This window comes from Streptomyces sp. NPDC047085 (assembly GCF_040643735.1).
In the GTDB taxonomy this organism is placed as follows: domain Bacteria; phylum Actinomycetota; class Actinomycetes; order Streptomycetales; family Streptomycetaceae; genus Streptomyces.
In genome coordinates this window covers 255,068-271,988 of sequence record NZ_JBEYUW010000011.1, presented here as the reverse complement: position 1 = coordinate 271,988, position 16,921 = coordinate 255,068, and the positions used below count along the sequence as shown (strand labels likewise).

The following is a 16,921-nucleotide window of genomic DNA, read 5'->3' as shown; positions in this document are numbered from 1 at the left end:
GCCGGGCCCCGCCTTCGCACGGCACTCAGGCGGGGAAGCGAGGGCACGGGTGGGCACCGACACCCTGCGGGCAGGGACGGCCGACGAGGCCGCCGCACTACGGCGCGAACAGCGCGGCTGGTACTTCTACGACTGGGCGTGCTCGGTCTACTCGACGAGCGTCCTGACCGTGTTCCTCGGCCCGTATCTGACCGCGGTCGCCGAGCACGCGGCGGACGCCGACGGCTTTGTCCACCCGCTGGGCGTCCCGGTCCGGGCGGGGTCCTTCTTCGCGTACTCCGTGTCCCTGTCCGTGATCCTCGCGGTCGTGGTGATGCCCCTGGTGGGGGGCGTGGCCGACCGTACGGGCCGCAAGAAGCCGCTGCTCGCGGCCGCGGCCTACACCGGGGCGGCGGCCACGACGGGCATGTTCTTCCTGGACGGCGACCGGTATCTGCTCGGCGGGGTGCTCCTCGTCGTGGCCAACGCGGCGCAGTCCGTGGCGATGATGCTCTACAACTCCTACCTGCCGCAGATCGCCCCGCCCGAGCAACGCGATGCGGTCTCCTCCCGGGGCTGGGCCTTCGGCTACGCGGCGGGCTCGCTCGTCCTCGTCGCCAACCTGGTCCTGTACTCGGCGCACGACTCCTTCGGGCTGTCGGAGGCGGCGGCCGTCCGCGTCTGTCTGGCCTCGGCCGGACTGTGGTGGGGCGCCTTCACGCTCGTACCGCTGCGCAGGCTGCGCGACCGGCACGCGCGCGTGGAGCGCGCCGTCGCGCCCGGGCTCCGGCAGCTCGCGGCGACCGTCCGGGACATGCGCCGGCACCCGCTGACGCTCTCCTTCCTCCTGGCCTATCTCATCTACAACGACGGCATCCAGACGGTGATCTCCCAGGCGTCGGTCTACGGCTCCGAGGAGCTGGGACTCGGGCAGTCGACGCTCATCGGCGCGGTGCTGCTGGTGCAGGTGCTGGCCGTGGCGGGAGCGCTCGCGATGGGGCGGCTGGCGCGGACGTACGGCGCGAAGCGGACGATCCTCGGTTCGTTGGTCGCCTGGACGGCGACTCTGGGTGCCGGCTACTTCCTGCCCGCCGGGGCGCCGGTGTGGTTCTTCGTGCTGGCCTCCGGGATCGGGCTGGTCCTCGGCGGCAGCCAGGCGCTGTCCCGGTCGCTGTTCTCCCACCTGGTGCCGCCGGGCAAGGAGGCCGAGTACTTCTCCGCGTACGAGATGAGCGACCGCGGGATGAGCTGGCTCGGCCCGCTGCTGTTCGGCGTGACCTACCAGCTGACCGGAAGCTATCGCTCCGCGATCATCTCCCTGGTGGCCTTCTTCGTCATCGGCTTCGCCCTGCTCGCGAGGGTTCCGGTGCGGCGGGCGATCGGCGACGCGGGGAACCCGGTACCGGACAGGATTTAGCGTTCGGCACCAAAGGGCGGTAGTGTACGCGTTTGGCCTGCCAGGCGTACCGTTACTGCGCGTCAAAGATGCCGAAACGCTGGGTGACATCTGCTAGCAGATGTGACAAACCGGGCGCTGGTGGGTACAACAAGGGGCGGCTACGACGGCGACGCATGACCCGGAACGGGACCCGGAACGGGAATCTTTACCGCCGACCGGACGTTGACCGGATGACGACGACAGCGACACCTGTCCTGTGGGCGACAAGCCCGGGAGGCACGATTCATGAGTGAGCGAGCTCTTCGCGGTACGCGCCTCGTGGTGACCAGCTACGAGACGGACCGCGGCATCGACCTGGCTCCGCGCCAGGCCGTGGAGTACGCATGTGAGAAGGGGCACCGCTTCGAGATGCCCTTCTCCGTCGAGGCGGAGATTCCGCCGGAGTGGGAGTGCAAGGTCTGCGGGGCCCAGGCACTTCTCGTCGACGGCGACGGCCCTGAGGAGAAGAAGGCCAAGCCTGCGCGTACCCACTGGGACATGCTGATGGAGCGGCGCACCCGTGAGGAGCTCGAAGAGGTCCTCGAGGAGCGCCTGGCGGTTCTGCGCTCGGGAGCGATGAACATCGCGGTTCATCCCCGGGACAGCCGCAAGTCCGCGTAGTCCCTGCGGGGCTTCGCCGGAGACACAGCGCACGTGAACTGACCGCGGGCGCCGTACGTCACCTGACGTACGGCGCCCGCGGTCTTGTGCTGGGCTGTGAACGCTTGGGCCGGGATGTGAACGAGGGTGTGCTCAGCGGGTCAGCGGCGGGCGCTGCTCTGTCGGCGCGTCCCCCGGCTCGGGCCCGTCGTTCCTGATGACCTCGCCCTGGACCACCTTGCCGTCCGGGCGGTGGATGCGGACCTGCTGGAAGGCGTCGCCCAGGGTGCCCGGTGCGGCGCGGCGGAGAGTCTTGTCGAAGGCGCGCTCCGCGGAGCGGCTCACGGCCTTCTGGACCGGCGGGAGCAGCAGGAGCAGGCCGGCCGCGTCGGAGATCAGGCCGGGGATGATCAGCAGCAGGCCGCCGAGCATCATCAGTCCGTTGCCGCCGCCCCGGGACGGGGAGCCGCCGCGCTGGAGCGCCTCGTTGAGGTTCTGGAAGGCCCGGCGGCCCGCACGCTTGATGACCACCGAACCGGCCGCGAAGCCCGCCACCAGCAGCAGGAACACGGTCAGACCGCCCGCCGCGTCCGCGACCTGGGTCAGCAGCCAGATCTCCAGCACCAGCCACGCGGCGACGCCCAGCGGCAGATATCTGCGCAGCCGGGAGCGCCGGGGCCGGGCGGTGGTCGGAGCGGTGGGTGCGCCAGTCGTCATGCTCCCAGTGTGCCTGGGCGCGGCTCAGCGCGGGATAAGGGGCCCCTGCCCCGGGGCCCCGCCCGGCCTCAGCTCTGCTTGCCCTTGCCGGTGATCCGGTTGACGCGGTCCCGCACGCCCCAGGCGGTGACCCGCCACAGCGCCTCGACGAGGATGTCCTTGCTCATCTTGGAGTCGCCGAGTTCGCGCTCGACGAAGGTGATGGGGACCTCGACGACGTGGTAGCCGGCCTTGACCGCGCGGCGGGCCAGGTCGACCTGGAAGCAGTAGCCCTGCGAGGCGACCTCGTCCAGGCCCAGGCCCTCCAGCGTCTCGCTGCGGAAGGCCCGGTAGCCACCGGTGATGTCGCGCAGCGGCAGATCGAGGGCGACTCGGGAGTAGAGGCTGCCGCCGCGGGAGATGAACTCGCGGGACTTGGGCCAGTTCACCACCCGGCCGCCGGGCACCCAGCGGGAGCCGAGGACCAGGTCGGCCCCCTTGAGCGCGGTCAGCAGGCGGGGCAGTTCCTCGGGCTGGTGGGAGCCGTCGGCGTCCATCTCGACCAGCACGCCGTAGCCCCGCTCCAGGCCCCAGCGGAAGCCCGCGAGGTAGGCGGCACCCAGGCCCTCCTTGCCCTTGCGGTGCAGCACCTGGACCTGCTCGTCCGCGACGGCCAGCTCGTCGGCGAGTTTGCCCGTGCCGTCCGGGCTGTTGTCGTCCGCCACCAGGACATGTGCCTCGGGGACGGCCCGGCGCACCCGGCCGACGATGGTCTTGATGTTCTCCGCCTCGTTGTAGGTCGGGATGATCACCAAGGCCGTGCCGAGCGGGCCGAACTGCCTCTCCTGGGCCTGGGCCTCGCGGGCCCCGTCGCCGTCGTTCACTGCTGCCCCTTTGCCCCTTCACATGTCGTACGCAGGGATCCACCATAGTGGCCGCGGCCTGCGATGACGCCTCGGCACGTTCCAACACTGGTGTCGATTCCGCAAGAGCGGGGTAAGAACGTACATTTCGGCACCGCGCAAGCGGCGGATGGGGGCCCGGCGCCCTTCGGGCCGACCCGGGACCCGCTGGCTGTGGGTCGACCGAAGCCGTTGTCTACTGAGCGCCCGGGCCCCACCCGGGTCACACCTGGCCGACCGGCGGCAACGTTCCCCCGTCGGCGCGGGCGCTGAGCCTGGCTCCCAGTGACGGTGCCCCGGTGCGGCACACCGTCCCTGACCCAGCGGCGCTGCGACGAGTTGCGTGAACGCTTCCCGGTCGGGCGTCCGGTGGTGGACTCGGACGAACCTACCGGCCTCCCGCCGCCGACTGTCAACAGCCCCCTGACCTGCGCGGACGCGAGCCCTTGGGTGAGGAGCGCGGAGGATGCGCAGGTCGGGAGACGGGGCGGCGGAGGAGGGCCGGCGCCGCGCCACCCCGGCAGATCACTCGCCCGGCCGTACGAACACCGTCCGTCCGCCGACCACCGTGCGCAGGCAGACCGGCAGGTCACGCCCGGGGGTCAGGTCGGGCAGGCCGGGGGTGCCCGAACGGGGGTCGGTCGACCAGCGCGCGACGCGGTCGTCGGGGGCCTGGACGACGAGTTCGTCGGTGCGCCAGACCGCGTAGTCGGCGGGCGCTCCCGGCACCAGGACACCCGCGTCGTCCCGGCCGATGGCCCGCCAGCCGCCCCGCGTGTGCGCGGTGAACGCGGCGCGTACCGACACCCGGTGCTCGGGAGTGTGGTGGAAGGCGGCGGCACGGACCGTGCCCCAGGGGTCGAGCGGGGTGACCGGGCTGTCCGAGCCGAACGCGAGGGGTACGCCGGCGCGCAGCAGGGCCGCGAAGGGATTGAGGGTGCGGGCCCGTTCGACGCCGAGGCGCTGGGCGTACATGCCGTCCTCGCCGCCCCAGAGTGCGTCGAAGGCGGGCTGCACGGAGGCGATCAGGCCCAGCTCGGCGAAGGCGGCGACGGCCTCGGGAGTGAGCATCTCGGCGTGCTCGACCCGGTGCCGGGCGGCGCGCACGCGCGCGAGGCCGACCTTCTCGGCGGCGGCGCGCACGCCCTCCACGACGGCGGCCACGGCGGCGTCGCCGATGGCGTGGAAGCCCGCCTGGAGGCCCGCCTCGGTGCAGGCGGCGACATGGGCGGCGACTGCGTCGGCGTCCAGGTAGGCGGTGCCGGTGTGGTCGGCGTCGGCGTAGGACTGGTGCAGGCAGGCGGTGTGCGAGCCGAGGGCGCCGTCCACGAAGAGGTCGCCGGCGGCTCCGATCGCGCCCAGTTCGCGCGCCTTCTCGACATCCTGCTCGGCCCAGTAGCCGATCACGCGGGGACCGGGCAGCTCGGCGGCGAGCCGCAGCAGGTCCGTGAAGTCGTCCTCGGAGGAGATCTGCGGGCCACCGCACTCGTGCACCGAGCCGATCCCGAGGGAGGCGGCGCGGGCCAGGGCGGTGCGCTGGGCCTCGGCGCGCTGGACGGGGGTGACGGCCCCGTAGGCGGCTTCCCGCACGGCGTGGTGGTCACCGGCGGTCAGCGGGCCGTCCACCGGGCCGAGACCGGGCACCAGGTCGAGCAGGGCGGAGGTGACGACCGCCGAGTGGACGTCGATGCGGGACAGGTACAGGGGGCGGCCGCCGGTGGCCTCGTCGAGTTCCGTGCGGGTCGGCGGGCGGCCACCGGGCCAGCGGGCGGCGTCCCAGCCGTGGCCCAGCAGGACCCGGTCGTCGGGGCGGGCCGCGGCGAACTCGCGGACGAGGGCCAGGGCCGCCTCCAGGGACGGCGCGTCGGACAGGTCGAGACCGGTCAGGGCGAGGCCCGTGGCGGTGGTGTGCACATGCGCGTCGGTGAAGGCCGGGGTGACCAGGGCGCCGTCGAGGTCGATCACCTCGTCCACGCCGTCGGCGAAGGCGTCCGCGGCGCCCTCGGAGCCGACCCAGGCGACCTGGCCGCGCTCCACCACCATCGCGGTGGCGAAGGGGTCGGCGGGGCTGTGGACCTCTCCGCGGCGCAGGAGGACGGTCTGGTGGTCGGCGGACTGCTCACTCATGCCCGACAGTCTCTCGCGTACGCGGGGAACACCGGGCACCGGGGCGCCCGCGATCCGGATCCTCGGCGCACGATTCGTGCGGCGGGGACGGTGCGCGCCGCCACGCCGGAACGATGAGACTCCCCCGGCCGGGAAGGAAGTGCGAACCGCCCACCGGCAACCGTGCGCTCCGCCAGGCCCGGACGTTACGACTCCCCCAGCCGGGAAATGCGAACCGCCCACCGGGGACGGTGCACATCACCAAGCCCGGACGGTGACACTCCCCCGGCCGGGAGTGCGAACGGCCCACCAGGAACCGTGCACGTCACCAAGCCCGGACGATACGACTCCCCCAGCCGGGAGGTGCGACTCGACCGGCCGAGCGGTGTGACTCGTCCGGTCAAGAGATAGGACCGCGGCCCCGGCGTGTCAGATCTTCGGGGGACGCGCCTCGTACGGCGTGGACAGCACGACCGTGGTCCGGGTGGAGACCCCGGCCAGGGAACGCAGCCGGGCCAGCAGTTCCTCCAGCTCGTGCGGGGTGGCCACCCGCACCTTGAGGATGTAGTTCTCGTCGCCCGCGACGCTGTGGCAGGCCTCGATCTCGGGGACGCCGGCGAGGCGGTCCGCGATGTCGTCGGGGGCGCTGGGGTCGAACGGTTTCACCGAGATGAAGGCGGTGAGCGGCAGCCCGACGGCCTCCGAGTCCACCACCGCGGCATAGCCGCGGATGACGCCACGCTGTTCGAGCCGGCGCACCCGCTGGTGCACGGCCGACGTCGACAGGCCCGTGGCCTTGCCCAGGTCTGTGTAGCTCATCCGCCCGTCCTTGACGAGCAGCTGCACGATTTGACGGTCCAGCTCCTCCATGGCGCCAAAACCTACAGTGCGCTTGATCTCCTCGGATACCTCAGCAACGCAGGTCATACCCGGTTTGTGATGTGGCCGAGAACCGTCCCTGAGCCGTCCGGGGGACGCGAGGGCGGGCACCTGCGCACGGCATGTGACGAACGCCACAGCTCTTGGGCGGCCTCCGTGATGCTCTCGTGATTACCGCGGAGACGGGACGGGAAGTGCTTGCTGTGGTCGAGGCCGCAGTGCCTGACCGGCCCAGTCTTAGGGGGAGAATCCCATGCAGAGTGTCAAGCGCCCTGGTCGTTCCGTGTCCAAGCGCCAGCAGCCGCTCGTCGAGCCCGCGCCGGAGGGCGTCGAACCCGACGTCGACGAGCTGGACCTCGACGCCGACGACGCCTACGACACCTTCGAGATGTACCGGGTGATCTGCCCGGACTGCGCGCAGCCCATCGCCCTGCTGGCGGACGAGGAGTCCCTGCCGGAGCACGCGCTGTGCGCCTCGCCGTGGAACCCGTTCGGGCTCACGGTCTGCCCGGGCACGGGCCGTGCGGCGGCCGAGGCCCGCCCCGCCGACGAGTCCTTCGCCCCGCAGGAGCAGGACACCGCCCTGCTGCTCACGCTCCCCCAGGGTCTGAACTGGCGGACGCAGCCCTTCTCCCACGTCGGCGGCCCGGGCTCGCGCCCGATGCGCGTACCGACGATGCGCCGCCAGGCCGCCTGAGTCCCTCGCGGACCGGCCCGGCTCAGTCCCAGTAGCTGCCCTGCACCATGGCGCGCAGACTGCCGTGGTGCAGGATCAGTGTGTCCGGTCGCGCCGGGACGGCGACCTCTCCGAAGTAGGCCTGGCGGTAGGCGACGCGCAGCATGACGATCGCGTGCCGCAGGGCGGCGTAGAGGGTGTAGAAGTCCATGTCCCGGGGGGTGTGGCCGGTCAGCCGCGCGTAGCGGGCCTCGACGCGGTCGCGGCGCAGGAGGTCCGGCAGTCCGCGCTGCCCGGAGGCGACCGTGAGGTCGTGGAAGAAGCGGTGCAGGTAGACGGTCCAGCCGAGGTCGACCTCGCGCGGGGCCGGGGCCGCCATCTCCCAGTCGAGGACGGCGACGGGGTCGAAGCCGTCGTAGACGACGTTGCCGATCCGCGCGTCGCCCCAGGTGAGGACGGGTTCGCCGGGCTCGCGCGGCCACAGCTCCTCCAGCCGGTCGAAGGCGGCCTCGATGAGCGGTGAGCGGGCGAGTCCGTCGATCACCCAGTGGTAGTAGGCCCGTTGGTTGGTGACGTGCCGGCGCAGGGCGTCCCCGTCGCCGGGCAGGTTCAGGAAATCGGCTTCTCCGACCGGGACCTGGTCGTGCAGCCGGGCGAGCAGCCCCACCGTCGCCGCCTCCAGGTGCTCGCGCTCGGCATCGCTCGCCGCGTGCAGCCAACTGCCCTCGTACGTGTACGGCATGACGTCCGGGGGCACGCGCCCGGCCACCCGTTCCATGACGAAGAACGGCGCTCCGAGCGGGCCCGGGTCCTCCTCCAGCCACAGCACGCGGGGTACCGGAACGTCGGTGCGCTCGGCGACGAGCCGCAGGGTGCGGTACTGGCGGGCCATGTCGTACTCGGGGAACACGGTGTACGCCGCCGGGTCCGCCGCCAGCCGCAACGCGCAGGAACGCACCGGTGGCCGGGGATGCTCGATGTCGAACAGCAGGGTCTCGCTGGACATGCCGTTGGAGGCCGGCACGGTGACGCCGACGGCCTTGGCGCCGGGCAGCCGGGTGCCGAGCCACGCCGTGAGGCGCCGGGCGAGTTCCTCGGGGTCGCGGGTGCTGGTGCGCGGACGGGGTGCCGTGGCCATCTCGTCCTCCTCAGGGCGCGACCGAGTCGAATCCGGTGAAGCCGCTCGGGTCGTGGCGGCCGAACGAGCCGTGCTCGAAGATGCCGTACCCGGTCCGGCCGTCGAGCCGGAAGCGGGCGGAGTGGTCGGTGACGCCGTAGTCGGCGAGGGGGTGCGGCGCCGCCATGTCGTAGGTGCGGCGGTCGACCCAGCCGCGCCCCTGCCAGGTCCCGTGCTGCCAGTCGTCGGCCGGCGGATAGCCCGCGCCGACGGCGAGCGGTGAGGAGGCCAGGACGTCCACCTCCAGTTCCGAGGGCTTGCGCGGGTCGCCTAGGTGGATGACGGCGCGCTCGGGGTGGCGGGTGCCGGAGCGGTAGGTGATCTCGGCCCGGGGCCAGCCGAGCTGGCGGTCGCGATGGCCGGGTCGGACCAGGGTGGCGTCGTTCAGGGAGCGGTAGCCGTCGGCGTCCTCCTGGACGATGACCATCAGGAAGCGGTCCTCGAAGCGGACCGGGCACCAGATCCAGTGGAAGCCCTCGGGCGGGTGGTCCACGGCGAGCCGGCCACCGTCCTCGCCGGGCACCGGCCGCACCCCCCAGCTGCGGTCCCGGGTGCCGGTCCAGTCCGCCGCGGAGACCCGGAACTCCGCTCCCCCGGCCCGGATCACCCCTTCCGCCGTGCCCGCCTGCACGAACCGGCGCCCCTCCAGGGTGAGCCGGTCGCCGCGGCGCTGGAGGTGGTGCGGCTCCCACAGGGCGGGGAAGGCGGCGGTCCAGGTCAGGTCGTACGACAGCTCGTCCTCGCAGACCAGGCGCAGGCGCCCGAGCGGCTCCTGGACCTCGATGCGCAGCGGGCCCACGGCGAGCCGCATCCGGTCCTCGCCGAGGGCGTCCGAGGCGCGGACGGCGTGCAGGGTGTTGCCGGTGCGCAGGGTGGCATAGGCGTCGATCACGCCCAGGTTGGGGTAGACGCCGAGGCCGAGGATGAGCAGGGCGCGGCCGGCGTGGTCGAAGACGTGGAAGATGCAGCGGTCGTAGGCGTTCCGGTCGCCGGTCGCCACGTGCTTCATGGACAGCGGGACCTGGTGGACGGGGTACTCGTCGAGCGGTACGGGACGGTCGTCGGCCATGGACATCCCCCTGGAGACGGTCAGCTGACGGTACGTCAGACGACCGCAGGAGACCAGAGGGGGAACGGGACGTCCGTGAACTCACGCGCGATTCCGCCGGGCGGTGACCTGCGCGGGCGGCACCGCGTTGACCTGGCATGACCCCCACGTACACGGCCACCGGGCGTCAGCGCCGGATCTTCGTCCCCCGGCCCGCGGAATCGGTTCCGCCGCCGCAGCCGCAGGACCCGCCGATCTACCGCGAGCTGATGCGCGCCTGGGCCGACCGGGGCCGCACCCTGCCGGGCCGCCACGATCCGGAGTGGATCAGACTGACGGCCCCGACGGTCCGCAGGGGGCAGTTCAGCGACCCTCCGGTCCCGCCACGTGACGGGCGATGACCATCCGCTGGATCTGGTTGGTGCCCTCGACGATCTGGAGCACCTTGGCCTCGCGCATGTAGCGCTCGGCCGGGAAGTCGGCGGTGTAGCCGTAGCCGCCGAGGATCTGCACGGCGTCGGTGGTGACCCGCATGGCCGTGTCGGTGCAGTGCAGCTTGGCCATGGCGGCCTGCTTGGCGAACGGCCTGCCGGCGTCGCGCAGCCGGGCGGCCGCGAGGTAGAGGGCACGGCCGGCCTCGATCTGGGTGGCCATGTCGGCGATCATGAAGCGCAGGCCCTGGAAGTCGGCGATCGGGCGGCCGAACTGCCGACGCTGGGCGGCGTAGCCGACCGCCTCGTCCAGCGCCGCCTGGGCCACGCCTATGGCGCAGGCCGCGATGCCGAGCCGGCCGGAGTCGAGGGCCGACAGGGCGATGGAGAAGCCCTGGCCCTCCTCGCCGATGCGGCGGTCGTCGCCGACGCGGACGCCGTCGAGATGCACCTGGGCGGTGGGGCTGCCCTTCATGCCCATCTTCTTCTCGGGCGCGGCGGCGCTCAGCCCCTCGGCGTCGCCGGGCACCAGGAAGGCGGTGATCCCGCGCGGGCCCTCCTCGCCGGTGCGGGCCATCACGGTGTAGAAGTCGGCGATGCCGCCGTGGGTGATCCAGGCCTTGGTGCCGGTGAGCACCCACCCGTCGCCGTCCCGGACGGCCTTGGTGCGCAGGGATGCGGCGTCCGAGCCGGAGGACGGCTCGGAGAGGCAGTAGGCGCCGAGCAGGCCGCCGCCGAGCATCGCGGGCAGGTGCTCGACCTGCTGCTGCTTGGTGCCGTAGGTGGCGAGGCCGTAGGAGGCGAGCGTGTGCACGCTGACGCCGAGGCCGACGGTGAGGCGGGCCTGGGCCAGCTCTTCCAGGACCTGGAGGTAGACCTCGTAGGGCTGGTCGCCGCCGCCGTACTCGGTGTCGTACGGCAGGCCCAGCAGGCCTGATTCCGAGAGCAGGGTGAAGACCTCGCGCGGGAAGCGTCCGGCGTCCTCCTCCTCGGCCGCCTTCGGCGCGATCTCGCGCTGCGCGATCTCCCGGACGAGCGCGAGCAGGTCCCGCGCCTCCTCCGTGGGCAGTTGACGCTCCACCGGCTGCGGGTCGCGGTCGGACATGGCGTCGGTCTCCTCCCTGTTCGGGCACATCAGCGGATGTGCGCCTTGGGTGGGGCGGCTCCGCCTGATCGTTCCGGTTCGCCGAGGGCGCCTGCTCCCGGGTCTCGGAAGCGGCTGACCAGCGGCTCTGTGCCGTGAGTATGCCCGATCGGCGACCTCCCGTCACCAGTTAACGACCGCTTACTTCAAGAATCCAGCCGGAACCCCGGACCGCTCGGATATTGGTCCGAACCATTGACCTACTGGTCTAGTCCTCCTACTGTGCAAGACCGACGCTTTACCGCGTTCATGCCAATCGGCGCGCATTCCCCTCTCCCCCAGGAGGAGCCACCCGATGCAGACTCCCCACGGCCGCCGCCCCCGGTTCCGGGCGCTGGTCGCCGCCGCGTGTTCGGCCGCCCTCGGCGCCGGACTGCTGGCCGGCGCGGGCACCGCCACGGCGGCCGCCCCCTCGGCCCCGCACATCCGGGCCGGCTCGAAAGTCGTCGGCTACTTCACGGAATGGGGCACCTACGACCGCAAGTACTACGTCAAGAACATCCAGACCTCGGGCTCCGCGGCGAAGCTCACCCACATCAACTACGCCTTCGGCAACGTCACCGGCGGCAAGTGCGCGATGGGCGACTCCTACGCCGCCACCGACCGCGCCTACACCGCCGCCGAGTCGGTGGACGGCGTCGCCGACACCTGGGACCAGCCGCTGCGCGGCAACTTCAACCAGCTGCGGAAGCTGAAGAAGAAGCACCCGAACCTGAAGGTCCTGTGGTCCTTCGGCGGCTGGACCTGGTCCGGCGGCTTCGGCGAGGCCGCGAGGAACCCGGCCGCCTTCGCCCAGTCCTGCTACGACCTGGTGAAGAACCCCAAGTGGGCGGGCGTCTTCGACGGCATCGACATCGACTGGGAGTACCCGAACGCCTGCGGCAACACCTGCGACACCAGCGGCCGGGAGGCGTTCAGGAAGGTCATGGCCGCGCTGCGCTCGAAGTTCGGCTCGGGCAGCCTGGTGACCGCGGCCATCACCGCGGACGCCTCCAGCGGCGGCAAGATCGACGCGGCGGACTACGCGGGCGCGGCCCAGTACGTCAACTGGTACAACCCGATGACGTACGACTACTTCGGCGCCTGGGACTCCACCGGCCCCACGGCCCCGCACTCCCCGCTGCACTCCTACTCGGGCATCCCGAAGGCGAACTTCTCCACCTCGGCGACCATCGCCAAGCTCAAGGGCCTCGGCATCCCCGCGTCCAAGCTGCTGCTCGGCATCGGCTTCTACGGACGCGGCTGGACCGGAGTCACCCAGGCGGCACCGGGCGGCACGGCCACCGGTCCGGCGGCGGGGACGTACGAGCAGGGCATCGACGACTACAAGGTGCTCAAGACCAAGTGCCCGGCGACCGGCACCGTGGGCGGCACCGCCTACGCCAAGTGCGGCACCAACTGGTGGAGCTACGACACCCCGGGGACCATCGCCACGAAGATGACGTACAAGAACCAGCAGGGCCTCGGCGGCACCTTCTTCTGGGAGCTGAGCGGCGACACGGCGAACGGTGAGCTGATCAAGGCCATCAACTAGGAGGGGCCCCCGGGGCAGGCCCTGGCCCCGGCACAGGGGGACGAGGAGCGGGGGACCACGAGCCTCCGCTCCTCGCCGTCATCCGTCCCGACGGGCCGGCGGCGGGGCCGGGTAGGAGGGGTCCAGCTCCTCGATGGCGCGCAGGGCCCCGCCCAGCGTCTTGACCAGCAGCTCGCGCATGGTGTCGCGGGAGAGTCCGGGGCGGTCGATCCAGTCGAGCGTGGCCCCCTCGACGCTGCACACCCAGGAGAACAGCCCCATGCGGGCCAGCGGGGCGATGTCGCGGCGGCCGTAGGCGCCTTCGGCGATGGTGGCGACGATGGCCTCCCGGACCCCGTCGCGGATGGCGTGCACCTCGGTGTCGAAGCCGACGCCGCCGCTGACGACGGTGCGGTAGGCGGCCTGATGGTGCTCGGCGAAGCGCAGATAGCTGTCGATGGTGCGGTGGACCCGGTCCACGGCGGGCAGTTCGAGGCCGCTCGCGGCGAAGGTGACCAGATCGGCGACGGAGTCCTGGATGATCGCCAGGTAGTAGCCGCGCTTGGACCGGAAGTAGTAGTAGATCAGGCCCTTGGCGACATGCGCCTGCCGGGCGATGTCGTCCATGGAGAGTGCGTCGTAGGACGTGTCCGCGAACAACTTGCGGCCGATGGCGATGAGTTCGGCTCGCCGCGCCGCGGAGCGCTCGGTGCCGCGCGCCCGGAGGGGGGCACCCCCCGCGGGGACGGGGCCGGGAACTTCGGGGAGCATGGCGGCACGTTGCTGACGCATAGTCAATATCGACCCTGGTCTGGGAGGTCGGCAGGACCTCCGCAGTATGTCAGAACATGCCGCGGACGCGACGGGGTCCGGTCAGAGCAGACCGAGCTGCGTCACGAGCATCGCGACCACCACGACGAGCACCCAGCCCATCGCGTGTTCCAGGATCTTCGGGCCGTCTTCGTGCGGTCCGCCGGTGCGCGCGCGGGTGGCGGTGGCCTGGTGTGCGGTCATGGTTTCTCGCAGAGGTCGGACGTACAGAGCGGAATCCCCCCGCCCATTTGTCCACCTTGCCACCCGCGACGGCGTTTGCGGCGGAGACGTTGCTCACATGGTCAGCGCACACCCACCGCGGCGAGTGCCTTGCGCTGGCGCGGGCTCGGGTGGGCCGGGAAGTACAGGTAGCAGACGCCGCCCGTACCGGAGACGACCTTGCCGGAGGCGTTGTACCGCTTGGTCCGCAGCCAGATGTTCTCGAACTCGCGCCGGAGGTAGACCCTGCGCACCGCCGGGTCGCTCGGGGAGGCCGGGTCGTTGGCGATCACGTCGCCGTCCGCCGTGAAGCCGATCACCGTCATGAGATGGCCCGAGGTGCCGTAGCCGGCGCCGGTCAGCTCGGTCTTCAGGAAGGACTGGGACGTTATGGCCGGGATGCCGGCCGCGATCAGGGTCTCCAGGTCGCTGAGCGAGGCGAGCCGGGTGACGACGCCCTGGAGGTCCGAGTACGTGGACGCGTAGGCGGCGTTGAAGGGCCAGTTGCCGCAGCCGCCGTACTGGTAGTCGTAGGTGAAGCGGGCCGCGTGGTCCACCTGCGGGTCGGCGTAGGACGGGTCGACCCAGGACAGCTGCTCGGGGGTGAGCCGGCCGCCCCAGTACTCGATGATCATCTGCGAGGAGGTGGGGCTGCACCAGGCCTCGCCGCCGTTGTCGTACTCCGGGTACTGGCCCTTGTGGATCTCCTGCGAGTAGCGCGGGACGGCCAGTTCCTGGGCGAGGCCGGCGGTGGAGGCGGGCACGGTGAAGCGGTCGGGGATGTCGGAGCCCATGGCGCCGAGCCGCCAGACCGTCGGGGTGAGGTGGGTGCCGGGCCTGCGGTAGAGGGTCAGGCGCAGCCGGTACGAGATCAGGCGCAGGCCGGTGCTCGCGTCGTCGATGGCGAAGGTGTCGGTCCAGATGCTGCTCTTGCCGTCGGTCTGGTCGTCGACCGAGGTCCGCCTGATGTCCTGGTCGCCGGCCGCCCAGCGGCCCATCACGTACCAGGGGGTGTCGGTGCCGTCCGAGTACGTGCCCTGCAGCTCGACCTGGAGCCAGGTGCCGTCGGGGGTGTGCGCGTTCCAGGAGGCGATGGCCTCGGTGGCGGGCACGCCCAGCACGTGGACCGGGGAGGTCCAGGTGGCGTACTCCCAAGTGGCGGTCGTGCCGGTGTGTGGGTCGGTGTAGTCGACACGGCCCACGGGGGCGCCGATCAGTACGCCGGGGCGGGGCCCGGAGACGGCCCGGACGCCCCGGGCGGTGCCGCAGCGCCAGTCGCGGTACGTGGTCCAGGCCTGGTAGTCGATCGGGCGGGTGGGTGCGGGGCCGGTGTCGGCTGCGGCGGGTGCCGCTCCGGTGGCGGCGACCGCTGGGGCCGTTCCACCGGCCACCGCGGCGGCGACGGCTGCGGCGGCGGCGAGGACGGTTCTGCGGGACGGCTGTTGGGCTCTGCTCATGGGCGCAATTACCCCCAGGTGTCCGAGTCGGGGCTGGTCCGGTGCACGGTTGTGCGCCAACTATGGAGCAGGCGGCATGCCCCTGCCAGCACTTCGGCGCATGCGGCGCAACCATTTTTGGTCTACGCCAATGAAGGGGTACGGGACGGCCCCGGCGCGGGCGGGACACCGCGCGCCGGGGCCGTGCTCCGGAGGGGCTGAAGCACCCCTACATGGAGTGGTTGTAGCACCCCTGTATATGGATGGGCCGGATATATGGACGGGCCGGTCAGATCAGGTCCATCGCGGCGACCTCGTCGGGGCGGCCGTAGCTCACCGGGCCCTGGAAGCGGCGGCGGGCGGTGGCGAACCACCACACCGTGGCCACGAGCACGACGACGGCCAGCGCGATCGGCGCGTAGTTGAAGGAGTCGACGGTGATCGGCGAGGCCTGCGGCAGCATGAACAGCACGCTGCTGAGGACGATCCAGATCACCGCGATCCAGCCGATCGGCCTGCCCCAGCGGCCCAGGTGCCAGGGCCCCGGCTGGAACTCGTCGCCGAGCCGCAGCCGCAGGAAGATCGGCACGGCGTAGGCGAGGAAGAGCCCGACCACGTTGACGCTGACGATGGCGGTGAACGCCGTGTGCGACCACCAGCCCGGCACCACCAGGGCGAGCGAGCAGGCCACCGCGAGCCACACGGCCTTCACCGGCGTACGGGTGCGCAGCGAGACCGAGTGCCACCAGCGGGAGCCGGGCATGGCTCCGTCCCGGGAGAAGGCGAAGATCTGCCGGGTGTTGCTGGTGAGGTTGGCGAGGCCGCAGAAGAGCATCGCGCCGATGACGACGAGGAGCATCACCTTGGCGGTGCCGAGTCCGAGGCCGTCGATGAGGATCTGGACGGGCGGGGCGGAGGAACTCGCCACCTTGTCGTAGTCGCCGATGCTGTAGACCAGCGCCAGCATCAGGATGAGACCGGTGATCGCCGAATAGCCGATGGCGCGGGTGATCCCCTTGGGCGCGTTGACCGTCGCCCGGACCGTTTCCTCGGACATGTGGAAGCTGCCGTCGAACCCGGTGAAGGTCCAGCTGGTGACGAGCAGGCCGAGCATGCCGCCGTAAAGGCCGTTCGTGAAGCCGGTGTTGTTCACGAAATGCGTCACGAAGGACGCCGACTGATGATGGTCCGGCATCACGATGAGTGTGCTCACGATCACCACGAGTCCGATCAGCAGCCACCACACGGAAATCCGGTTCAGTACGGCGACGAGTTGCACGGTGTAGGTGTTGGCGAGCCCCTGCAGCACGATGATCAGCGCGGTGATCAGGACCGTCTGGTGTGCGGTCGGCCGGTAGGAGGACCACTGCAGGGCGACGAACGCCTGGATGAACGTGGCGGCCGCGTAGCCGGTGGCGGCGGTGCCGCCGATCTGGCCCACGAAGTTCAGCCAGCCGGTGTACCACGACCAGGCGCCCTTGTGCCGCTTGGCGAGTTTGCCGGCGGAGAAATAGAGCGCGCCGCTCGTCGGATAGGCGGAGGCCACTTCCGCCATGGCCGCTCCGATGAAGAGCACCATGACGGACACGCCGATCCAGCCGAACACGAGAATACGGGGGCCGCCCGCGTTCATTCCGTATCCGAAGGACGAGAAAATGCCCGACAGGATGTTGATGATGGTGAAGGAGATCGCGAAATTGTCGAACGCCTGGAAGCGCCGGGTGAGTTTCCGCGGATAACCCATCGCGTGCAGGGTCGCGTCATCGTCCAGCACGACCGCGTTCTCGTCCCCGCGGGCCTTCGCCCGTGGCGTCGATATCCGTTCCGACACAGATCGGCCTTTCTCTCGGTGGGGGGCAGAGCA

The 16,921-nt window shown here is 71.4% G+C and carries 16 protein-coding genes; 5 read left to right on the top strand and 11 right to left on the bottom strand.

Annotated features, from left to right (window positions below; all coding sequences use genetic code 11):
* Nucleotides 1-49 precede the first annotated feature (49 nt).
* On the top strand, nt 50-1,396 hold the full coding sequence (locus tag ABZ865_RS31810; RefSeq protein WP_361237961.1) for an MFS transporter: 1,347 nt from the start codon (nt 50-52) through the stop codon (nt 1,394-1,396).
* 267 nt (nt 1,397-1,663) lie between these two features.
* Nucleotides 1,664-2,038 carry an RNA polymerase-binding protein RbpA gene (locus ABZ865_RS31805; protein WP_003977404.1) on the top strand — a complete coding sequence of 125 codons (375 nt, stop codon included), beginning with the start codon at nt 1,664-1,666 and terminating at the stop codon, nt 2,036-2,038.
* A 132-nt stretch (nt 2,039-2,170) separates the two neighbouring features.
* Here the strand turns inward: ABZ865_RS31805 and fxsA are convergent, their stop codons facing one another.
* From fxsA to ABZ865_RS31785, 4 genes are all read right to left on the bottom strand, one after another.
* Complete coding sequence (fxsA, locus tag ABZ865_RS31800) at nt 2,171-2,734, bottom strand: FxsA family membrane protein (protein ID WP_361237958.1); 564 nt, start codon at nt 2,732-2,734, stop codon at nt 2,171-2,173.
* A gap of 68 nt (nt 2,735-2,802) precedes the next feature.
* Nucleotides 2,803-3,597, bottom strand: coding sequence for a polyprenol monophosphomannose synthase (locus ABZ865_RS31795; RefSeq protein WP_361237955.1), 795 nt, complete (start codon nt 3,595-3,597; stop codon nt 2,803-2,805).
* A gap of 543 nt (nt 3,598-4,140) precedes the next feature.
* Nucleotides 4,141-5,742 carry an amidohydrolase gene (locus ABZ865_RS31790; protein ID WP_361237952.1) on the bottom strand — a complete coding sequence of 534 codons (1,602 nt, stop codon included), beginning with the start codon at nt 5,740-5,742 and terminating at the stop codon, nt 4,141-4,143.
* Between the two features lie 408 nt (nt 5,743-6,150).
* The gene (locus tag ABZ865_RS31785) at nt 6,151-6,591 is read right to left on the bottom strand and encodes an Lrp/AsnC family transcriptional regulator (RefSeq protein ID WP_100825104.1); all 441 of its coding nucleotides are present in this window, start codon (nt 6,589-6,591) and stop codon (nt 6,151-6,153) included.
* Between the two features lie 262 nt (nt 6,592-6,853).
* On the opposite strand from ABZ865_RS31785, the gene ABZ865_RS31780 reads away from it, so the two are divergent.
* Nucleotides 6,854-7,297, top strand: a complete 444-nt coding sequence (locus ABZ865_RS31780) for a hypothetical protein (RefSeq protein WP_361237949.1) — start codon at nt 6,854-6,856, stop codon at nt 7,295-7,297.
* A 22-nt stretch (nt 7,298-7,319) separates the two neighbouring features.
* Here ABZ865_RS31780 and ABZ865_RS31775 read toward each other — a convergent pair whose 3' ends face one another.
* Together ABZ865_RS31775 and ABZ865_RS31770 are read right to left on the bottom strand one after the other, a co-directional pair.
* The gene (locus ABZ865_RS31775; RefSeq protein WP_361237946.1) at nt 7,320-8,414 is read right to left on the bottom strand and encodes a phosphotransferase family protein; all 1,095 of its coding nucleotides are present in this window, start codon (nt 8,412-8,414) and stop codon (nt 7,320-7,322) included.
* Nucleotides 8,415-8,424: 10 nt separating this feature from the next.
* Nucleotides 8,425-9,522, bottom strand: a complete 1,098-nt coding sequence (locus ABZ865_RS31770) for a hypothetical protein (RefSeq protein ID WP_361237943.1) — start codon at nt 9,520-9,522, stop codon at nt 8,425-8,427.
* A gap of 137 nt (nt 9,523-9,659) precedes the next feature.
* Between ABZ865_RS31770 and ABZ865_RS31765 the strand changes: the two genes are divergently transcribed.
* On the top strand, nt 9,660-9,902 hold the full coding sequence (locus ABZ865_RS31765; protein ID WP_361237940.1) for a hypothetical protein: 243 nt from the start codon (nt 9,660-9,662) through the stop codon (nt 9,900-9,902).
* Here the strand turns inward: ABZ865_RS31765 and ABZ865_RS31760 are convergent.
* Complete coding sequence (locus tag ABZ865_RS31760; protein ID WP_361237937.1) at nt 9,865-11,037, bottom strand: acyl-CoA dehydrogenase family protein; 1,173 nt, start codon at nt 11,035-11,037, stop codon at nt 9,865-9,867. The genes ABZ865_RS31765 and ABZ865_RS31760 overlap by 38 nt on opposite strands.
* Before the next feature lie 334 nt (nt 11,038-11,371).
* Between ABZ865_RS31760 and ABZ865_RS31755 the strand changes: the two genes are divergently transcribed.
* A complete protein-coding gene (locus ABZ865_RS31755; RefSeq protein ID WP_361237934.1) occupies nt 11,372-12,610 on the top strand; it encodes a glycoside hydrolase family 18 protein in 1,239 nt (412 codons plus the stop codon).
* A gap of 78 nt (nt 12,611-12,688) precedes the next feature.
* Here ABZ865_RS31755 and ABZ865_RS31750 read toward each other — a convergent pair whose 3' ends face one another.
* From ABZ865_RS31750 to ABZ865_RS31735, 4 genes are all read right to left on the bottom strand, one after another.
* Nucleotides 12,689-13,360 carry a TetR/AcrR family transcriptional regulator gene (locus ABZ865_RS31750; protein ID WP_361237931.1) on the bottom strand — a complete coding sequence of 224 codons (672 nt, stop codon included), beginning with the start codon at nt 13,358-13,360 and terminating at the stop codon, nt 12,689-12,691.
* A 102-nt stretch (nt 13,361-13,462) separates the two neighbouring features.
* Nucleotides 13,463-13,603 (bottom strand): SCO1431 family membrane protein, encoded by a 141-nt coding sequence (locus ABZ865_RS31745; RefSeq protein WP_361237928.1) that lies wholly within the window; start codon nt 13,601-13,603, stop codon nt 13,463-13,465.
* Between the two features lie 101 nt (nt 13,604-13,704).
* Complete coding sequence (locus tag ABZ865_RS31740; protein ID WP_361237925.1) at nt 13,705-15,078, bottom strand: peptidase C39 family protein; 1,374 nt, start codon at nt 15,076-15,078, stop codon at nt 13,705-13,707.
* A gap of 268 nt (nt 15,079-15,346) precedes the next feature.
* Nucleotides 15,347-16,888: an amino acid permease gene (locus ABZ865_RS31735; protein ID WP_361237923.1), complete on the bottom strand. Its 1,542-nt coding sequence runs from the start codon at nt 16,886-16,888 to the stop codon at nt 15,347-15,349.
* Nucleotides 16,889-16,921 lie beyond the last annotated feature (33 nt).